We start from the raw sequence: 16,386 nt of genomic DNA, 5'->3' as shown, positions 1-16,386 counted from the left end.
GGGACGGACGGCGCATTTCCCGTATCGGCTATTTCGCTGGTATGCTTATTTTTCTCAAAAAGTTTTTGTATAAATCAAAAATGTTTTACCTTTGCACTCCGTTGCGTGCGAATCGGACGCAGGACAAGAGAAACGAAAATAGATAAAAACATAAAACGCGATGAAAAGGACTTTTCAACCCTCTCAGAGAAAAAAGATCAACAAGCACGGTTTCCGTGAAAGAATGTCTACTGCCAACGGTCGCAAGGTGCTTGCCGCCCGTCGCGCGAAAGGACGCAAGAAGTTGACCGTTTCCGACGACACCCGTTGGAAATAATCGTTCCTGACAGAGAAATGAAGGGGCTGCTAAGCATTTGGCAGCCTTTTTTCGTACCGTAAATATTTTAGGAATCATGTTTGGGTTATCCGGAAAGTATGAGTCGCTGGCCGAAAAGGTCGACCGTTCGCAGCGCCTGAGCCGCGACGAAGCGTCGGTGTTGGCCGGTGCGCCGCTGGCGCTGCTGGGGTTGCTGGCCTCGCGGGTCAAGGAGCGTAAAAGCGGCCGCGAGGTCTATTATAACCGCAATTTCCACATTGAGCCGACCAATATCTGCGTTTTCAACTGCCGGTTCTGTTCGTACCGGCGACCGGCGGGAGCTTCCGACGCGTGGGATTATTCGGAAGAGGAGATCCTCGCGCAGGTGGAAGCGCACCGCGATAGCGGGGCTACCGAGATTCACATCGTCGGCGGAGTGCATCCGCAACACGACATCTATTATTATGCCGATCTGATCCGGAAGGTAAAGCGGATTCTGCCGCAGGCTTCGGTCAAGGCGTTCACGGCGATCGAACTGGCCTATATGATCGACAAGGCGGGACTGACCCCGCACGACGGCCTCGCATTGCTCAAGGAAGCCGGCATGGAGGCGATTCCCGGCGGCGGCGCCGAGATTTTCGACGAAGCGATCCGTGCGCGGATCTGCCCGGAGAAAGGGAGTTCCGAAACGTGGCTTGCGATGCACCGCGAAGCGCACCGGATCGGGATTTCGACCAATGCGACGATCCTGTACGGGCATGTCGAAAACTGGGAACACCGCATCGACCACCTCGACCGGCTCCGCACGCTGCAAGACGAAACGGGCGGCTTCAACGCGTTCATTCCGCTGAAGTACCGCAGCCGGCACAACTCCATGTCCGAAGTAGGCGAAGTGAGTGTCGTCGAAGATATGCGGATGACGGCCCTGGCGCGTGTTTACCTCGATAATTTTCCGCATATCAAAGCCTACTGGCCGATGTTCGGCAAGACGACGGCGCAGATCGCGCTGGCGTTCGGGGCCGACGATATGGACGGCACGATCGACGACAGCACGAAAATCTACTCGATGGCGGGAGCCGAGGACCAGTCTCCGGCCATGACCGCCGCCGATATGGAGCGGCTGATCCGCGATGCGGGATATCTGCCCGTCGAACGCGATACGTTTTACAATCCGGTTAAAAAGTAGTATATTTAACCCGGAATTGACCGGTCGAACCGGTCGTCTTAACCGTACGATATGGACTTTCTGAGAAAACTGGCCCGGAAGATCAACGGCAATCCGATTTCGCGCAATCTGGTGCTGGCTGCCTGTGCGATCATCGTGTTTATGTGCGTTGTGAATTTGCTGCTGAATCTTTTTACTCGCCACGGACAAGTGCGCGACGTTCCCGATTTCAGCGGGATGACCGTCGAGGAGGCCGTCAAGGCCGGAAAGGGGGCTTCGCTGAAGATCGAGGTCAACGATTCGTTGTATGTCCCGGCCTATCCGGGCGGCGTGATCCTGGAACAGAACCCGTCGGCCGGGGCCCGGGTGAAATCCGGCCGTCATATTTTCGTGACGATCAATTCGTTCCATCAGAAGATGGTGACCGTTCCCTATGTGACCGGATTCTCGTTGCGTCAGGCGAAAAACAACCTGGAGATGGCCGGTCTGGAAATCAAGGAGCTGATCTATAAGAGCGACATTGCGACCAATTATGTGCTGGAAGAGCGTTGCGCCGGTAAGGTGGTGCAGCCGGGCAGCAAGTTGCAGACCGAAATGGGGTCGGGCGTTACGCTGGTCGTCGGCATGGGCGAAGAAGGAAACGTGCAGCAGATCCCGCAGCTAGTCGGGTTTACGGCACGGGAGGCGAAAAGCCGCCTTTGGGAAGCCGGTTTCAACGTAGGCAAGATCACTCGCGACGAAGGGATTACGGCCCTGAACGAAGTGGACGCCCGGGTTCATGCGCAGTCGCCCGCCACGGGCAGCCGCCGGACGCTGGGAACGAAGGTGAATTTCTCGCTGACTCTCGATGATAAGAAGCTCGAGGCAGGGCGCAAGCAGTCCGACCGGGATGCTCGAAAGGCCGTTCGGGAATTGGCCGACAGCCTGGCTGCGACGGAAAGCGAAGTCGAAGAATAAATATTCCAGTCCGGATGAACGAAGAGGATTTGCTGGGGGACGATCCCGAACTGACCGACGGGGCGGACCCGACGGAGGAGATGTACGAACACTACAGCGTGACGGTCGACAAAGGCCAGAACCTGTTGCGAATCGACAAGTTCCTGACCAACCGGATGGAAGGCGCTTCGCGGAACCGGATTCAGACGGCGGCGGACGCCGGCAATATCCTGGTGAACGGCGTGCCCGTCAAGTCGAGTTATAAAGTCAAACCGCTGGATCGGGTATCGATCGTGATGCCCTATCCGTTGCGGGAAGTGGAGATCATTCCTGAAAACATACCGTTGGACATCCGTTACGAAGACGACGACCTGATTATCGTCAACAAGCCGGCCGGCATGGTGGTGCATCCCGGTCACGGGAACTATTCGGGAACGCTGGTCAACGCGTTGACCTATCATCTGAAGGATCTGCCGCTGTTCCGCGACGGCGATATGCGGGCCGGTTTGGTGCACCGAATCGACAAGAATACGTCCGGTATCCTCGTAGTTGCCAAGAACGAACGGTCGCATGCGCGCCTGGCCAAACAGTTTTTCGATCATTCGATCCATCGGGTCTATCATGCGCTGGTGTGGGGCAATATAGAGGCCGACGAGGGCACGGTCGTCGGAAATATCGGCCGCAGCGTGCGCGACCGGCTGAAAATGGCTGTCTTCCCGGACGGCGACGGCGGCAAACACGCCGTAACCCATTACCGGGTGCTCGAACGGCTCGGTTACGTCAATCTGATCGAATGCCGGCTCGAAACCGGGCGCACGCACCAGATCCGGGTGCATATGGAATACATCGGTCATCCGTTGTTCAACGACGAACGTTACGGCGGCGATCGGATACTGAAAGGAACGACTTTCTCGAAATACAAACAGTTCGTCGAAAATTGTTTCCGGACGATGCCGCGCCACGGATTGCATGCCCGTAGTCTCGGGTTCATCCATCCGGCGACCGGGAAGGAGGTTTTTTTCGAGAGCGAGATGCCGGACGATATGCGGACGGTGCTCGACCGGTGGCGGAATTACGTTTCGGCTCGCCCGGAGGAGGGCGGTTGTTGACGGCCGGTGAACGGGGTGAAACGAAACGGGCGGATTTTCTTAATCCGCCCGTTTCGTTTTTTATTCCGTGACGATCACCGGTATCTTGATGTTGGCCGCAATCGTAGGTTGCGGATCTAATGTTCTTGAATATAGCGTATTCAGGCTGATGTAGTACGATCCGATATCCTCCGTGTCCAGCGGGGCGAAAAAGATCAGTTGAAGGTACATGGCTTCCGGGGAGGTCGTACCTTTGTCGTCCTTGTATTTGAGGCTCTGCATGAAAAAGGTTCTGGCCGACGTTCCGTCTTCGTGCATGAACTGTTTGGTCTGGGTAAATCCGAGCGGCGGACGAACCTGCTGGAACAACTCCGAAGTAACGCCTACGGCGGCCATGATCTCGCCCATTTCGATGTCGAGGGTTTTGTTGGCTTCGGTGATCTCGGCGTAATCGGAAACCTTCAGGGTAATGGCAGGCGCGATGCACCGTGTCTGGTAAACTTTCACGAGAGCCGTTTTCAACACGTGGTTGGTCGTATCGTTCCGGTCCGTTAGGTAGATGTTTATATCGACCGGTACGAAGGCTTCGTCGGGTTTCGGGAAGTCGAGTCCGATCGGTTCCATCGTCCAGGTCGCGTTGTCTTTGTCGGTCAGGAAAAAATATCCGGCGAATTCGCCTCCGAGCTTGCAACTGTCGACGATCGCGTCCTCCATGTCGAATTTCGTAGCGCTGCCTTCCGAAATGGCGCACGGCAGCAATCGTACGGAAGTGGCGATCGGCGTGTTGTTCAGTTCGACGTAGGATACGGCCGGCGAAACGTCGATGTCTACCATGTCCCCGGTCAGTTTGATCCGCGTGTTCAGATTTCCGAAAGTCGCGGACGTCAGCGCCACGCGCCGGTTGTCCGCATCGGTATAATTTAGCACCAGCGTGAAGTCGATGTCGCCGTAGTAGGCGCCGTCGAGAATTTCGATCTCGGCGATCCACTGTCCTTCGCAGGTCTCTCCGGCCTGGTTTTTATAAGGCGTTACGCCGACCAGCGAACATTCGGGAATGGTCGTGACGTACGAGGCTTTGGTGATCTGCGAACGGATGGCGTCCAGTCGGAGGTCTTCCGCCTGGACGATATAATTCGATGGGTTGACCCGGAAGGGCACTTTCAGCGTCGATCCGTTCAGGACGGTGATTTCGGACTGTAGCAGCGTGATGCCGGTCGGGTAGGGCCGTTTCAGCGTATCGATGTCGTCTTTCATCTCCTTGCATCCCGGAAGAACGGCGGTCAGCAGGGCTATTCCGCAATATAACAAAGCTTTTTTCATAGTGGTCAAATGAATTACCTGATGCGATCCAGGGATCGTACCAGTTTGTCGTCTTTAACGATTCCCCGGCGAGCGAGCAGGGTCAGGATCGCAGCGACGAGGGGAAAGGCCGCGGTCACCGACAGCGCTACGGGGCCGAAGCCTTCTTCGCCGAACGACTTCAGGTAGAGCGCCGTCACGCCGGCCGTCAGCAACAACAGTACGATTTGCGCCGTGCACAAGCGCTTTTGGAGCCTGCGTTTTTTGTAGCGGAAAACAGTGATTATCTCCAGCACGATCGTTGCGCCCAGCAGCGCCGTGGCTGCGAGAGTCAGCGAGTTGACGATCGGGCTGCTGCTGGCCGTCGGGTCGTCGTATCCCCAGACCATGATCCGGAAAACCGAGTTTTCCGGGCCGATCGCATGGGCCAGCGGCAGGAAGAACATCAGCCCCAGCAGCAGTGCCGACAGGAGCAGGTATACGGTTTGAATGCGTTGTATCATTGTGAAACGGATTTGTTTTGAAGTTTTTCATCGATCAGGTAGCGGTTCCTGTCCCCGGAATTCCGGCTGATCAGTTCCCCGATGAAACCCGCCAGGAACAGTTGTACGCCGATGACGACGGCCCCCATCGCTATATAGAACAGCGGTTGATCGGTCGCGCCGCGCACCGGAATCAGGTGCGCCTGTTTATACAGTTTTTCGGCGATGACCCATACGGTCGTCGCGCCGCCGACCAGGAACATCAGCGTGCCCAATCCGCCGAAGAAGTACATCGGACTTTTGCCGAAGCGGGTCATGAACAGGACGGTGATCAGGTCGAGATATCCCTTGATCATCCGTTCCCATCCGAATTTCGACACCCCGTACTTCCGGGCCCGGTGATGCACGACCTTTTCGCCGATTCGTTTGAAACCGGCTTGCTTGGCCAGGAACGGGATGAACCGGTGCATTTCGCCGTAAACCTCGATGCTTTTGACCACCTGGTTGCGGTAGGCTTTCAGGCCGCAGTTGAAGTCGTGCAGCTTGATTCCGGAAGCCAGCCGCGCCGTGCCGTTGAAGAATTTACTCGGCAGCGTCTTCCCGACCGGATCGAACCGGCGCTTTTTCCATCCGCTGACCAGGTCGTATCCCTCTTCGGTAACCATCCGGTACAGTTCCGGGATTTCGTCCGGCGAGTCCTGCAGATCGGCGTCCATCGTGATCACGACGTCGCCCCGGGCCGCTTCGAAGCCGCAGTAGAGTCCGGCCGATTTCCCGTAATTGCGCCTGAACCGGATGGCCCGGACGCACGGATTGGCGTCGTGCAGCGAGCGGATCACTTCCCACGAGCGGTCGTTGCTGCCGTCGTCCACGAAGATGACTTCGTACGAGAAGCGGTTCTCCGCCATCACCCGCTCGATCCATGCGAGCAATTCGGGCAACGATTCCTCCTCGTTGTACAGCGGGACGACTATCGAGATGTTCGGATTGTTTTCTGACATCGTGCTGTTGTTTTTATTCGGATTGCGGGGGCATCGTGCCGTTTTGTCCGTTGTTCGCACCGGCGAACGGGTCGCCGTGGCGTTTGACGAACAACGATACGATCAGGCCGAGCAGTCCGCCGTAAATAATCATCGTACCCACGCCGCTGAACACGACGAAGAGCGGGTTCCCCATCATTCTCGCCGCGATCGTACCGGCCGACTCGACCGCTTTCTCGTCCCATCCGTTTTCCACGTAGGTCGCGATCGCCAGGTCCATCTGTTGCCGGAAAAATTCCGGGTCGATCCATTTGTAAAGCACGAACATGCCCAGTCCGCCGAGAATCCCGGCGAACAGCGACATCCGCAAGACGAAGGCCATGCTTTGGCCGAACGAAAAGCCGGCGGCTCCGCGCAGGGCCGCCATCCGGCTCGAATAGAAATAGAGAAATCCGGCGATCGAAAAGAAGCCCAGCGCGCCCGCCAGCGATGCGACGCCCGTATGCGAGCGCATCAGGTGACCGGCGATCGCAAGGATCGCATAGGTCAGGCCCATGTAGAACCCGCCGGTCGCCGCCTCCCTCCATGCAATGCTATTGAATGATTTTTCCATCGTAACGATTTTCTGATTGTCGGTTTAAACGAGGTTGCCGATGCCTTCGCGCAGGATCGAGATGTCGTCCGGGTCGGTGCAGTCGACCACCGTCGTCGGGACGTGGTTGCCGTATCCGCCGTCGATCACCGCATCCACCAGTGTTCCGTAACGCTCGTAGATCAGCGACGGGTCGGTCGTGTACTCCTCTTCCCGGCTGTCTTTGACCGAGGCCGTGACCATCGGATTGCCCAGCGCTTCGACCAGCGCGATCGGAATGCCGTTATCCGGAATACGTATCCCCACCGTTTTTTTCTTTTCCAGGAATTTGTCCGGAATTTTTCCCGATGCGTTGAGGATGAAGGTAAACGGGCCGGGCAGGTTGCGTTTCAGCAGTTTGAAGACCGTGTTGTCCACCTTGGCGTATGCCGCGACTACGCTCAGGTCGGGGCAGATGATCGAAAAGTCGGGGCCCGTTTTACCGGTGATCGCGCGGATCCGCTCGATGGCCTTGGTGCTTTTCAGCGAGCAGCCGAACGCGTAGACGCTGTCGGTCGGATAGATGATCACGCCGTCGCGCGCGAGGATGTCCGCCGCCTGCGCGACGGATTTCTCATTCGGGTTTTGCGGATAGATTTTGATGATCATAACCCTGTGTCGTTTTGTCGTGACGGTCGAAATAAAAAATGGGTAAGCTACTTATATCGCACCGCTACAACCGCCTACCCTTGCTGTCTTCCGACCCTGGGGGATTCAGCAGGAGCTGGTCGTATAAGACTTACCCAGGGACAAAATTAAACAATTTCGCTATATTTGCAAAAATATTTTTCCGGATGAAGCGAAAAGGAAAGTATTACCTGCTTGCCGCGTTTGCGGCGCTTGCGGTAACGGTTTGTGTCGGTGGTTATTCCGCATGGCAATACTTTTGGGGCGGGGCGGTGGCCCGCGACGCGGTCGTGCTGGTTCCTACCGGCAGCGATTTCGACCGGCTGACCGATTCGCTGCGGCGCAGCGGCGCGTTGCGCAACGTACGCAAATTCGTGCGGATAGCGCGTATACGCGGTCTGGACGAGACCGTTCGTCCGGGACGTTACAAGCTCGACGCGGGGATGACCTACGCCGCGCTGATCGACCGACTGAAGCAAGGGCTTCAGGCTCCGGTACGGGTTACTTTCAACAATGTCCGGACGCTCGACCGGTTGGCCGGCAGCGTCGGCCGGCGGCTGGAAACCGATTCGGCGACGCTTGCGCGGGCGCTGCTGAGCGATTCTACGGCCCGCGCATACGGATACGCGCCGCAGACCTTCATCGGGATGTTCATTCCGAATACTTACGAAATGTATTGGAACAGTTCGGCGGATGATTTTATTCGGCGAATGAAGAAAGAGTCCGACCGGTTCTGGAAAAACCGCGATGCGAAACTCGCCCGCACGGGCCTCTCCCGCGACGGGGCGATGACCCTCGCTTCGATCGTTTACGAGGAGACCAAGCGCAAGGACGAAATGCCCGTCGTGGCGGGGGTTTATATCAACCGGCTGAAGCGCGGTATGCCGCTGCAGGCCGATCCGACGGTCAAGTTCGCTGTCGGCGATTTCTCGATCAAACGCGTCCTGCATACCCACCTGGCCGTCGATTCCCCGTACAATACTTATAAATACCCGGGCTTGCCGCCGGGGCCGATCTGTATGCCGTCGATCGCCGCGATCGATGCCGTGCTCGACTACGCCGACCACGACTACCTCTATTTCTGCGCCAAGGACGACTTGTCCGGCGCCCATAATTTCGCAAAGACCCTGTCCGAGCACAACCGCAACGCGGCGGCCTATGTATGGGCGCTGAACAGGCTGAAAATCAAATAGATCGTTTAGCTGGCTCCGTTTTTCGGGGCGGGGCTAACGGAATTGCAGACTGCTCCGGCCCATGTCCCGCGACGTCGCCACGGCGATGCCGCGCCGATCGTGGCCGTTGACCGCGCAGTAGAAGTGGTATACCACTCCTTTATATTTCACTACGAACGATTTGTGGGCGAAAAGGTTGTCGTAGGATTCGGACGGGACGATCAGATCGTCGCCCGTCCAGTCCGTCCAGTGGGCCAGATCGTACGAACAGGCGAAACGATTGAAAGCCGCATACGGTTTCCCTTTCCAGAATGCGCCGAAGTAGAACATGACGTACAGGTCGCCCATCTTCTGGATCTGCGCGTCTCCGGTGATCCCTTCGGGATGTTCCAGCACCGGTCGGTCGGAGTAACGCCGCCAGGTTTTCAGGTCGTCCGACAACGCGATCCCGATACTTTCTTTGCCGTCCGCGCTTCCTTTGGCATTGTAATACATGACGAACGGGGCGCCGAGCAGCCGTTTCGGGGCCCGGATCACCGAACTTTTGTACAGCGTGTAGCGCTCCCATGGCCCGGCGTCCGGATCGGCGGGCGTCATGACCGGAGCGTCGAAGCCTTCCCATTCGTGGGGCCGGGCGATCTTCCCGCCGGTGCGGGCCATGCCTACGTTCAACATGCCGGCTTCGTATCCCTGCGTGGCTCCGCCGATGTAGGACAGCCAGTAGCGGCCGTCGTATTTTCCGGCTCGGTAGCTGCCGCCCCAGCGGTAGTCCTGCAACGCGAGGTATCCCCCGCGCTGGGCAGAATCCCAGCTTCCCCCGGCAAACGACAGGATCGGTCCGAGCGTGTTCCATTTCAGTAGGTCGTCGCTTTCGGCCAGCCAAGTCTCGTACCCCGTGCTGTCGAACAACACGTAGGTCATGTACCACTTGCCTTTTTCGCGGAACACGGTCGGGGAGTCCACCATGTCTTCGTCCCGTTCCGGAACCAGGACGAGTCCGTATTTGTAAGGCGTCTTTACCGTTTCGTAAACTTTTTTCATCGTTTCCTGCGGAACGCTTTGCTGCGCCGTCGCGGGTTGCAGGAACGACAGGGCGGCCGCTAATGCCAGCCCGGCGGGGATACGTCGTTTCATAGGTCGTAATATGGATGGATTTGCCGGTTTATCAAGTGCGGTACGGGGCAAGCCGTGTTCCGGTTCCGTAAAGTTAGCATATTTTTTATACCTTAATCAAATAAAAAGGACAGCTCGGCGCCGTTCTTTTATTTTTTCTTTGAAGTCTTATCGGGAATATCCTGATTGGCTATATTGTCAAAAAAATCCGGGATGTTTTGCTGCCTATCTGTCAGCGTTTTATGGGCAAAAATTATTGTCATTCGAATGTCGGACTTTATTTTGATGAAAATCAAAGTATTAATCGCGCGTCGAAAGTCGTCGGACAATAAAAATGTTTGGCCATTACATGAATAATTGTTATGTTTGCGCTGATAAAATACCGTTTCGTACGTTGAAAGCGGGTTTTTCGGGGTTTACGGCATTCGCACCTGGGTCAGGCGCAGAGCCGCGTTCCGGAATATCAAATCGATATTAAGCGGACAAAACTTATCTGACTGCGTGTAAAGACGATTTTCTGGCACGGGGGAATGGAAGGAATGTCCTTTTGTGAAACGGATGACAAGCGAAACCGCTTCGGAGCATTGGTACGCGCTCAAAGTTTTCTACAATAAAGTATTCGAGATCGAAGCTTATCTGAAAGATAAGGCTTTCGAAAGTTATATCCCCCTCAAAACGGTCGAGATGATGTGGCGCGGAGAGAAAAAAATCTGCCGCAAACCGGCCGTTTCTTCCCTGATGTTCGTTCGCGCGACGGAACATGCCGCGATCGGATTGCAGCGGCAGTTGAATAACCGCATTATCGTATACTGCGACCGGGATACGAAGCGCCCTGCCGCGATTCCGGAACGCGAAATGAATATCTTTAGGTTGGTGACCTCTTCGGGCGATCGGGAACTGGAGTATTTCGGCGGCGAAGATACGGTTTATCATACCGGCGACCGGGTACGCGTAACCGAAGGCATCTTCAAGGGCGCGGAAGGTTATATCCGGAGAATCAAAGGGAACAGGCGGCTGGTGGTCTCGATAGAGGGCATCGTAGCCGTTGCCACCTCCTATATTCCGGGGTGTTTTTTAGAAAAGATCTAACGCCGGATCGCCTTTTGCCGTATATTTTATCGCGTTCACTCATCGCATCACAGGTGCGGAACCATTGTTTTAACCGCACAAAAGAACCTTCCGGCCTGAATAAGAATTCGGCGGAGAACTTCTCTCTTTTTGGTAAAATACGTTTTACGGATGCAGCCTGGCAATAGAGTCATTTTAAATACAGCTATTTTATACGCTAAAATGGTTGTTTCCATTTTAGTGGGGTTGATTTCGACCCGTTTGGTTCTTAAGGCGTTAGGAGTAGAAGATTATGGTATTTATAATCTGGTGGCAGGCGTAGTGTCTATGCTGGCGTTTTTAAATACTTCATTGGCGGCGTCTACTCAACGTTTTTTATCTTTTTCTTTGGGAAAACAGGATGTTCGGCATCTTAAAAAAATATTTTACTATAGTTTAATTCTCCATATCGGCATCGGCGTATGTGTTATTTTATTAATAGAGACTGTCGGCATATACGGGATTAAACATGTCCTGACAATCGCGCCGGATAAAATAAGCAATACGCTGTCTATATTGCATTTACTGAGTTGTAGCGTTTTTTTTTCCATCGTAGCCGTTCCGTATATAGCCGTTCTCATCAGCCGGGAGAACATGCTGTTGTTATCTCTGATCGAAATTGCGGAAACCGTTCTCAAATTGCTGGGAGCGGTATATCTATTGACATATCCGGGCAACAGGCTGATCATGTACTCTGCCATCATCGTTGCCGTCATGATCATTTCGCTATTGTTGAAAATGATTATCTGTAGGATGAAATACCCCGAAACTCGTATCGTATTTCAATCATTGAACGACAGAACGCTGTTGCGCGAGTTGACTTCGTTTGCCGGCTGGTATACTTTTGCATCGGTCGGCAGTATGGGGCGGGGACAGGGAATCCCGATGATATTGAATGTGTTTTTCGGAGTGGTCGTGAATGCTGCGTACGGAATTGCCAATCAGGTCAACGGGTTGATGCAGTTTTTTGCTACGGCCATTCTGCAATCCATCAGACCGCAGATCATCAAAAGCGAAGGGGCTCAGGATCGGATCAGGGTAAAGAAATTATCGCTTGTCGCATGTCGTTACATGTTTTTTCTCTGCGCCTTGTTTTCCATTCCGCTGATTATAGAAATGCCTTACGTTCTCCACTTGTGGCTCGGAAACCCGCCTGAGTACACGGTCGGTTTCTGTCGGTTGGTATTGCTGTCCACTTTGCTGTTTATGATTACATGCGGCTTGGGAACTGCCATCGACGCTACCGGCAACATTAAATGGATGTATATTTGGATGGGAAGTTTGCATTTTCTGAATTTGCCGGTAGGTTATTTCTTGCTTAAGGCCGGGATGTCCGCTTACAGCGTATTATGGGTCGTCGTCGGCGAAGAACTCATCTGTATGTGGGTGCGGATCTACTTGGCGAACCGTATTGTCGGGATATCCGTGCGCAAATTCGTCCGACGGGTTATCGTTCCGATTACGATCGTTACGGGGGCGACGGTTCTGGCCGGCATCGTAGCTATTTTTTATATGCATACCGGATTTTTGAGATTGGTCGTCACGTCACTGCTCTGTACCTGTACTTTTTTGATAACGGGTTGGTTTTGCGGAATCGAAAACGAAGAAAAAAGCCGGTTTAAAAATATCATGCACAATATCACCGCACAATTTAAATTGGTCAAACGATGAATGCAGCCCGTCTTGTTAACGGCATTTTATGGCGCATGGAAAAATTCTTTTCCCGTACGCGTATCCGGTGGTTCAAAACTTTGTATATCAATTTTAGAACTCTTCCGTTCAGTCAGGCAATCCGATTGCCTATATACATTTACGGACATGTAAAATTCTATTGTTTATCCGGTAAAATCGTAATTTTCGGACCCATTTCAAGAGGGATGATTAAATTCGGATACCAACAAGGTTCGTTTTCCGCACCGACGAGAAGTGCTATGATTTTGTTGGATCAGGGAACCGAATTGATTTTTAACGGGCCTTGTATGTTCGATTTCGACTATGCTGTCAGATTGACGGGGAAAAGCAATGTAAATATCGGGGCTCATGTAGTATTCGGTCATGATGTGAAAATTTACAGTGAAGAATCGATCACCATAGGGGATTATTGCCGGGTCGCTTTTGGAAGTTGTTTTATAGATACCAATTATCACTATTCTATCGAATTGTCTAATGGCGCTGTCCGTAAAAAGAGCGCTCCTATCGAGATCGGTCGTTATAACTGGATCGGAAACACGTCTACGATCATGAAAGGTACAAGAACCCCGGAGGGAACTATTATCGCATCAAAAGGTTTCTTGAATAAAAATTATGTAAAGCTCGGAGAGGGTGGGACAAATATCGTTTTAGCGGGAAGTCCGGCTAATATTGTACAAAAAGGGTATGCTAGGATACTGTGTCTGGAAATGGAAAAAAATATTAATGAATGGTTTGCGACTCATCCCGGCGAGAAAGAATGTTTGGCGGGCGATTTATCGCATGATTATCGGGTCAATGACGCGTATCGCGATTTATTCAACCGAATATAATGAATAAAAAGATTCGAATCATATTGAGTCGTATCAAATGGGGGCTCGTCAAATGGTATATCGGTCGGAAATACCATGTCTCTTTCGGCCGAAGAGTTGAGGCGTACGATTGCATCTATGAAGGATATCATTCCATCGGAACCGCCAGCTTCATTAGCAGGTCGTATTTAGGATCAGGAACTTACGTTTCGGGGCATTGTGTAATTGGAGATTCGTATATCGGACGGTACTGCAGCATTGCCGACGATGTCGCGATTGGACTTGCGAGTCATCCCTCTGCCGTTTGGGTGACTACTTATCCCGCCTTTTATATGAATTTTAATCGTTGCGTGAATTTTACCTTCCATGCCGGGCCGGAGAAGTATCATCCGTTCAAAAAAGCGTCCGGGCGGTACAACTGCAAGATCGGACACGACGTCTGGATTGGCCGGGGGGCAACAATCGTATCGGGAGTGACGGTCGGCGACGGCGCTATTATCGGAGCGGGCGCTGTCGTATTGAAAGATGTGGCTCCGTATGAAATCGTCGCAGGCGTGCCCGCGCGACATATTCGCTATCGATTTACGGATACTCAGATCAAGGCGCTGTTGCAGATCGAATGGTGGAATAAAGATATGGAATGGCTCAGGGAGCACTATGCGGATTTTGAAAACATAGATATATTTATTGAAAGTTATGCGGACGGCACGTTCTCTCAGAGGTAAAAGACGCTGTCGATTGAAATCTTTTTTACGATTTTTCCCGGAAAAAGTGGCGTCGAACGAACGCCGCAGGGGATTTTATCGAATCGCACGGATGATTCATCGTGTCGCTTAACGATCTGGATAAACAGGCGGATCCCGAGCATACGGACGGCCTGATACGCTGCCGGCAGGAGGCGTAAGGTCGTTGCATATTTTCCGACAATAATCCATACATCATGAAAAACATACTTATTACCGGAGGCGCAGGCTTTATCGGTTCGAATCTCGCGCTCAAACTTTTAAAACGCGGCTATCGAGTCACGGTGCTCGATAGCCTCGCTGCTCAGATTCACGGGGACGATCCGGACAGATCTCCCCTTTACGGCAGTATTAAAAATAAGGTCAGATTCGTTCACGGGGACGTGACCGTCAGGGAAGATTGGGAAAAAGCCTTGAAGGATCAGGATGCGATCGTCCATTTGGCGGCGGAAACCGGGACGGGACAAAGTATGTACGAAATTCAGAAATATACCGGGACCAATATCGGCGGGACCTCGTTGATGTTGGATATACTGACCAATTCGAAACATCGGGTACGAAAAGTGGTCGTCGCTTCGTCGCGCGCCATTTACGGGGAGGGCAGATACCTCAGCCGAACCTACGGTTATGTTTACCCGCTGTCCCGTACGGAGGAATACATGTCGCAGGGCGATTTCGAATGTAAATATCCCGGTGAACCGGCCCCGTTGACCTTGGTCGGAACTACCGAAGATTCGCTGATACATCCGACGTCCGTGTACGGAATCACCAAACATGTCCAGGAACAACTGGTAATGACCGTATGTCCGACGCTCGGCATCGCGCCCGTCGCTTTCCGGTATCAGAACGTTTATGGGCCGGGGCAGTCGCTCAGCAACCCGTACACGGGGATTCTCTCTATTTTTTCGACCCGGATTAAAAACAAAAACGGAATCAATGTTTTCGAGGACGGAAAAGAGAGCCGGGACTTCGTGTACATAGAAGATGTCGTAGACGCAACGATAGCGGGACTCGAAAAGGAACAGGCCGACGGAGAATCCTTCAACGTAGGTACGGGCGTCGCGACGGACGTGCTGACCGTCGCCGAGACGCTGATCGAAAAATACGGGATCGAAGTCCCTGTGACGGTCAGCGGGAACTATCGTCTCGGGGATATCCGCCACAATTACGCCGATCTGACGAAAATCAAAACGAAACTCGGTTTCGAACCCCGGTGGAGTTTCGACAGGGGGATTCGGCAATTTACCGATTGGGTGAATACCCAGGATATCCAGAAAGACCGGTACGAAGACTCCATCGAAGAGATGAAAACGAAAGGACTTTATAAATAGGCGGAACGATGACTCCCAGAATTGGCATAGTGACTGTTTTGTACAACAGCGCCGGCGTATTGCCCGAGTTTTTCGAGACGCTGGGGACGCAGAGATACACCAATTTTATCCTGTATATCGTCGATAATAAATCCCCGGACGATTCGCTTGCCGTCGCGCGGAAACTTTGTGCCTCCGCCCGGTTCGAAACCGTCGTGATCGAGAATGAAGAGAATTACGGAGTAGCCAAAGGAAACAATATCGGCATTAAAGCCGCATTGAGGGACGGCTGCGATAGGGTGTTGTTGTCCAACAACGATATCGTGTTGGTTCCGGATACCATAGAGTGTCTGGTGCGTGCGCTGGAGAGCGGGAAGGCATGGATGGCGGTACCCAAAATTCATTTTCACGGGACGAATAAAATTTGGTATGCCGGAGGGTGTTACACTTATTTCGCCTGTTCGTCGCTTCATTACGGCATTTACCAGGAAGATAAAGGACAGTTCGACAAAAGCAGGTTCGTAGACTATGCGCCTACCTGTTTTATGCTTATCCGGAAAGAATTATTCGAAGAGATCGGATATATGGACGAGGCTTACTTCGTTTACTACGACGATACGGATTTCGTGTATAGGGCCCTTCGGCGCGGACACAACGTATTGTATGTGCCGGAGTCTTTCCTTCAACATAAGGAAAGCACTTCTACGGGCGGAAAGAAAAGCGATTTTACGCTCTATTACGACACGCGTAACAGGATCTACTTCACGCTTAAGCATTATACCGGGATACATTTTTTTCTGAGTAAATTGTATTATTTACTCATACCTTGCATTAAATCCGTTTACCGTTCCACGCCCCACGAAAAAGAAATAAAACGAAAAGCGATCAGAGACGGTTATCGGCTGTACGATGCGGTCCGGCCCGAAAGATCATAGAA

Annotated in this window: 17 protein-coding genes and 1 other RNA gene; 11 read left to right on the top strand and 7 right to left on the bottom strand. The window is 53.1% G+C overall.

The features are described from left to right. The first annotated feature begins 160 nt into the window (after window positions 1-160). The 4 genes from rpmH to C1A08_RS03580 all read left to right on the top strand — a co-directional run bounded on the left by rpmH (window position 161) and on the right by C1A08_RS03580 (window position 3,505). The gene (gene rpmH, locus C1A08_RS03595; RefSeq protein ID WP_055202174.1) at window positions 161-316 is read left to right on the top strand and encodes a 50S ribosomal protein L34; all 156 of its coding nucleotides are present in this window, start codon (window positions 161-163) and stop codon (window positions 314-316) included. 76 nt (window positions 317-392) lie between these two features. Then, entirely contained in the window at window positions 393-1,481 is a 1,089-nt protein-coding gene (locus C1A08_RS03590; protein ID WP_101571432.1) for a CofH family radical SAM protein, read from the top strand. A gap of 51 nt (window positions 1,482-1,532) precedes the next feature. After that, window positions 1,533-2,417 carry a PASTA domain-containing protein gene (locus C1A08_RS03585; RefSeq protein ID WP_101571430.1) on the top strand — a complete coding sequence of 295 codons (885 nt, stop codon included), beginning with the start codon at window positions 1,533-1,535 and terminating at the stop codon, window positions 2,415-2,417. A 14-nt stretch (window positions 2,418-2,431) separates the two neighbouring features. Next, the gene (locus C1A08_RS03580) at window positions 2,432-3,505 is read left to right on the top strand and encodes an RluA family pseudouridine synthase (protein ID WP_101571428.1); all 1,074 of its coding nucleotides are present in this window, start codon (window positions 2,432-2,434) and stop codon (window positions 3,503-3,505) included. 60 nt (window positions 3,506-3,565) lie between these two features. On the opposite strand, the gene C1A08_RS03575 is transcribed toward C1A08_RS03580, so the two are convergent. From C1A08_RS03575 to ffs, 6 genes are all read right to left on the bottom strand, one after another. Further along, window positions 3,566-4,804 carry a hypothetical protein gene (locus tag C1A08_RS03575; RefSeq protein ID WP_101571426.1) on the bottom strand — a complete coding sequence of 413 codons (1,239 nt, stop codon included), beginning with the start codon at window positions 4,802-4,804 and terminating at the stop codon, window positions 3,566-3,568. Window positions 4,805-4,818: 14 nt separating this feature from the next. Then, window positions 4,819-5,286, bottom strand: coding sequence for a DUF4293 domain-containing protein (locus C1A08_RS03570; RefSeq protein WP_101571425.1), 468 nt, complete (start codon window positions 5,284-5,286; stop codon window positions 4,819-4,821). Next, window positions 5,283-6,266: a glycosyltransferase family 2 protein gene (locus tag C1A08_RS03565; protein WP_055202162.1), complete on the bottom strand. Its 984-nt coding sequence runs from the start codon at window positions 6,264-6,266 to the stop codon at window positions 5,283-5,285. Before C1A08_RS03565 ends, C1A08_RS03570 begins: the two co-directional genes overlap by 4 nt. A gap of 13 nt (window positions 6,267-6,279) precedes the next feature. Continuing rightward, the gene (locus C1A08_RS03560) at window positions 6,280-6,858 is read right to left on the bottom strand and encodes a DUF4199 domain-containing protein (RefSeq protein ID WP_101571423.1); all 579 of its coding nucleotides are present in this window, start codon (window positions 6,856-6,858) and stop codon (window positions 6,280-6,282) included. 24 nt (window positions 6,859-6,882) lie between these two features. Then, entirely contained in the window at window positions 6,883-7,485 is a 603-nt protein-coding gene (locus C1A08_RS03555; protein WP_055202158.1) for an L-threonylcarbamoyladenylate synthase, read from the bottom strand. Between the two features lie 38 nt (window positions 7,486-7,523). Further along, window positions 7,524-7,621: signal recognition particle sRNA small type (gene ffs / locus C1A08_RS03550), an RNA gene on the bottom strand. A 49-nt stretch (window positions 7,622-7,670) separates the two neighbouring features. Between ffs and mltG the strand changes: the two genes are divergently transcribed. Continuing rightward, window positions 7,671-8,696 carry an endolytic transglycosylase MltG gene (gene mltG, locus C1A08_RS03545; protein WP_101571421.1) on the top strand — a complete coding sequence of 342 codons (1,026 nt, stop codon included), beginning with the start codon at window positions 7,671-7,673 and terminating at the stop codon, window positions 8,694-8,696. Window positions 8,697-8,729: 33 nt separating this feature from the next. On the opposite strand, the gene C1A08_RS03540 is transcribed toward mltG, so the two are convergent. Next, window positions 8,730-9,809, bottom strand: a complete 1,080-nt coding sequence (locus C1A08_RS03540; RefSeq protein WP_101571419.1) for a glycosylase — start codon at window positions 9,807-9,809, stop codon at window positions 8,730-8,732. A 537-nt stretch (window positions 9,810-10,346) separates the two neighbouring features. Between C1A08_RS03540 and C1A08_RS03535 the strand changes: the two genes are divergently transcribed. The 6 genes from C1A08_RS03535 to C1A08_RS03510 all read left to right on the top strand — a co-directional run bounded on the left by C1A08_RS03535 (window position 10,347) and on the right by C1A08_RS03510 (window position 16,384). After that, a complete protein-coding gene (locus tag C1A08_RS03535) occupies window positions 10,347-10,877 on the top strand; it encodes a UpxY family transcription antiterminator (protein ID WP_055202152.1) in 531 nt (176 codons plus the stop codon). 150 nt (window positions 10,878-11,027) lie between these two features. Further along, the gene (locus C1A08_RS03530) at window positions 11,028-12,566 is read left to right on the top strand and encodes a hypothetical protein (RefSeq protein WP_145996508.1); all 1,539 of its coding nucleotides are present in this window, start codon (window positions 11,028-11,030) and stop codon (window positions 12,564-12,566) included. Next, window positions 12,563-13,417 carry an acyltransferase gene (locus C1A08_RS03525; RefSeq protein ID WP_055202148.1) on the top strand — a complete coding sequence of 285 codons (855 nt, stop codon included), beginning with the start codon at window positions 12,563-12,565 and terminating at the stop codon, window positions 13,415-13,417. Before C1A08_RS03530 ends, C1A08_RS03525 begins: the two co-directional genes overlap by 4 nt. Next, on the top strand, window positions 13,417-14,121 hold the full coding sequence (locus tag C1A08_RS03520) for a CatB-related O-acetyltransferase (protein ID WP_055202146.1): 705 nt from the start codon (window positions 13,417-13,419) through the stop codon (window positions 14,119-14,121). Before C1A08_RS03525 ends, C1A08_RS03520 begins: the two co-directional genes overlap by 1 nt. A 215-nt stretch (window positions 14,122-14,336) precedes the next feature. Next, on the top strand, window positions 14,337-15,470 hold the full coding sequence (locus C1A08_RS03515) for an NAD-dependent epimerase/dehydratase family protein (protein ID WP_101571415.1): 1,134 nt from the start codon (window positions 14,337-14,339) through the stop codon (window positions 15,468-15,470). An 8-nt stretch (window positions 15,471-15,478) separates the two neighbouring features. Next, a complete protein-coding gene (locus C1A08_RS03510) occupies window positions 15,479-16,384 on the top strand; it encodes a glycosyltransferase family 2 protein (RefSeq protein ID WP_101571413.1) in 906 nt (301 codons plus the stop codon). Window positions 16,385-16,386 lie beyond the last annotated feature (2 nt).

It is taken from the genome of Alistipes sp. cv1, assembly GCF_900240235.1.
GTDB lineage: Bacteria > Bacteroidota > Bacteroidia > Bacteroidales > Rikenellaceae > Alistipes_A > Alistipes_A hominis.
Note: the sequence above shows the minus strand (reverse complement) of the source record. Positions and strands in the feature narration are given on the sequence as shown.

Coding starts and splice junctions, on each gene's coding strand:
- rpmH (WP_055202174.1), top strand. CDS start 161: ATGAAAAGGACTTTTCAACCCTCTCAGAGAAAAAAGATCAACAAGCAC.
- C1A08_RS03580 (WP_101571428.1), top strand. CDS start 2,432: ATGAACGAAGAGGATTTGCTGGGGGACGATCCCGAACTGACCGACGGG.
- C1A08_RS03540 (WP_101571419.1), bottom strand. CDS start 9,809: ATGAAACGACGTATCCCCGCCGGGCTGGCATTAGCGGCCGCCCTGTCG.
- mltG (WP_101571421.1), top strand. CDS start 7,671: ATGAAGCGAAAAGGAAAGTATTACCTGCTTGCCGCGTTTGCGGCGCTT.
- C1A08_RS03525 (WP_055202148.1), top strand. CDS start 12,563: ATGAATGCAGCCCGTCTTGTTAACGGCATTTTATGGCGCATGGAAAAA.
- C1A08_RS03530 (WP_145996508.1), top strand. CDS start 11,028: ATGCAGCCTGGCAATAGAGTCATTTTAAATACAGCTATTTTATACGCT.
- C1A08_RS03575 (WP_101571426.1), bottom strand. CDS start 4,804: ATGAAAAAAGCTTTGTTATATTGCGGAATAGCCCTGCTGACCGCCGTT.
- C1A08_RS03515 (WP_101571415.1), top strand. CDS start 14,337: ATGAAAAACATACTTATTACCGGAGGCGCAGGCTTTATCGGTTCGAAT.
- C1A08_RS03535 (WP_055202152.1), top strand. CDS start 10,347: ATGACAAGCGAAACCGCTTCGGAGCATTGGTACGCGCTCAAAGTTTTC.
- C1A08_RS03520 (WP_055202146.1), top strand. CDS start 13,417: ATGAATAAAAAGATTCGAATCATATTGAGTCGTATCAAATGGGGGCTC.
- C1A08_RS03555 (WP_055202158.1), bottom strand. CDS start 7,485: ATGATCATCAAAATCTATCCGCAAAACCCGAATGAGAAATCCGTCGCG.
- C1A08_RS03565 (WP_055202162.1), bottom strand. CDS start 6,266: ATGTCAGAAAACAATCCGAACATCTCGATAGTCGTCCCGCTGTACAAC.
- C1A08_RS03570 (WP_101571425.1), bottom strand. CDS start 5,286: ATGATACAACGCATTCAAACCGTATACCTGCTCCTGTCGGCACTGCTG.
- C1A08_RS03590 (WP_101571432.1), top strand. CDS start 393: ATGTTTGGGTTATCCGGAAAGTATGAGTCGCTGGCCGAAAAGGTCGAC.
- C1A08_RS03510 (WP_101571413.1), top strand. CDS start 15,479: ATGACTCCCAGAATTGGCATAGTGACTGTTTTGTACAACAGCGCCGGC.
- C1A08_RS03585 (WP_101571430.1), top strand. CDS start 1,533: ATGGACTTTCTGAGAAAACTGGCCCGGAAGATCAACGGCAATCCGATT.
- C1A08_RS03560 (WP_101571423.1), bottom strand. CDS start 6,858: ATGGAAAAATCATTCAATAGCATTGCATGGAGGGAGGCGGCGACCGGC.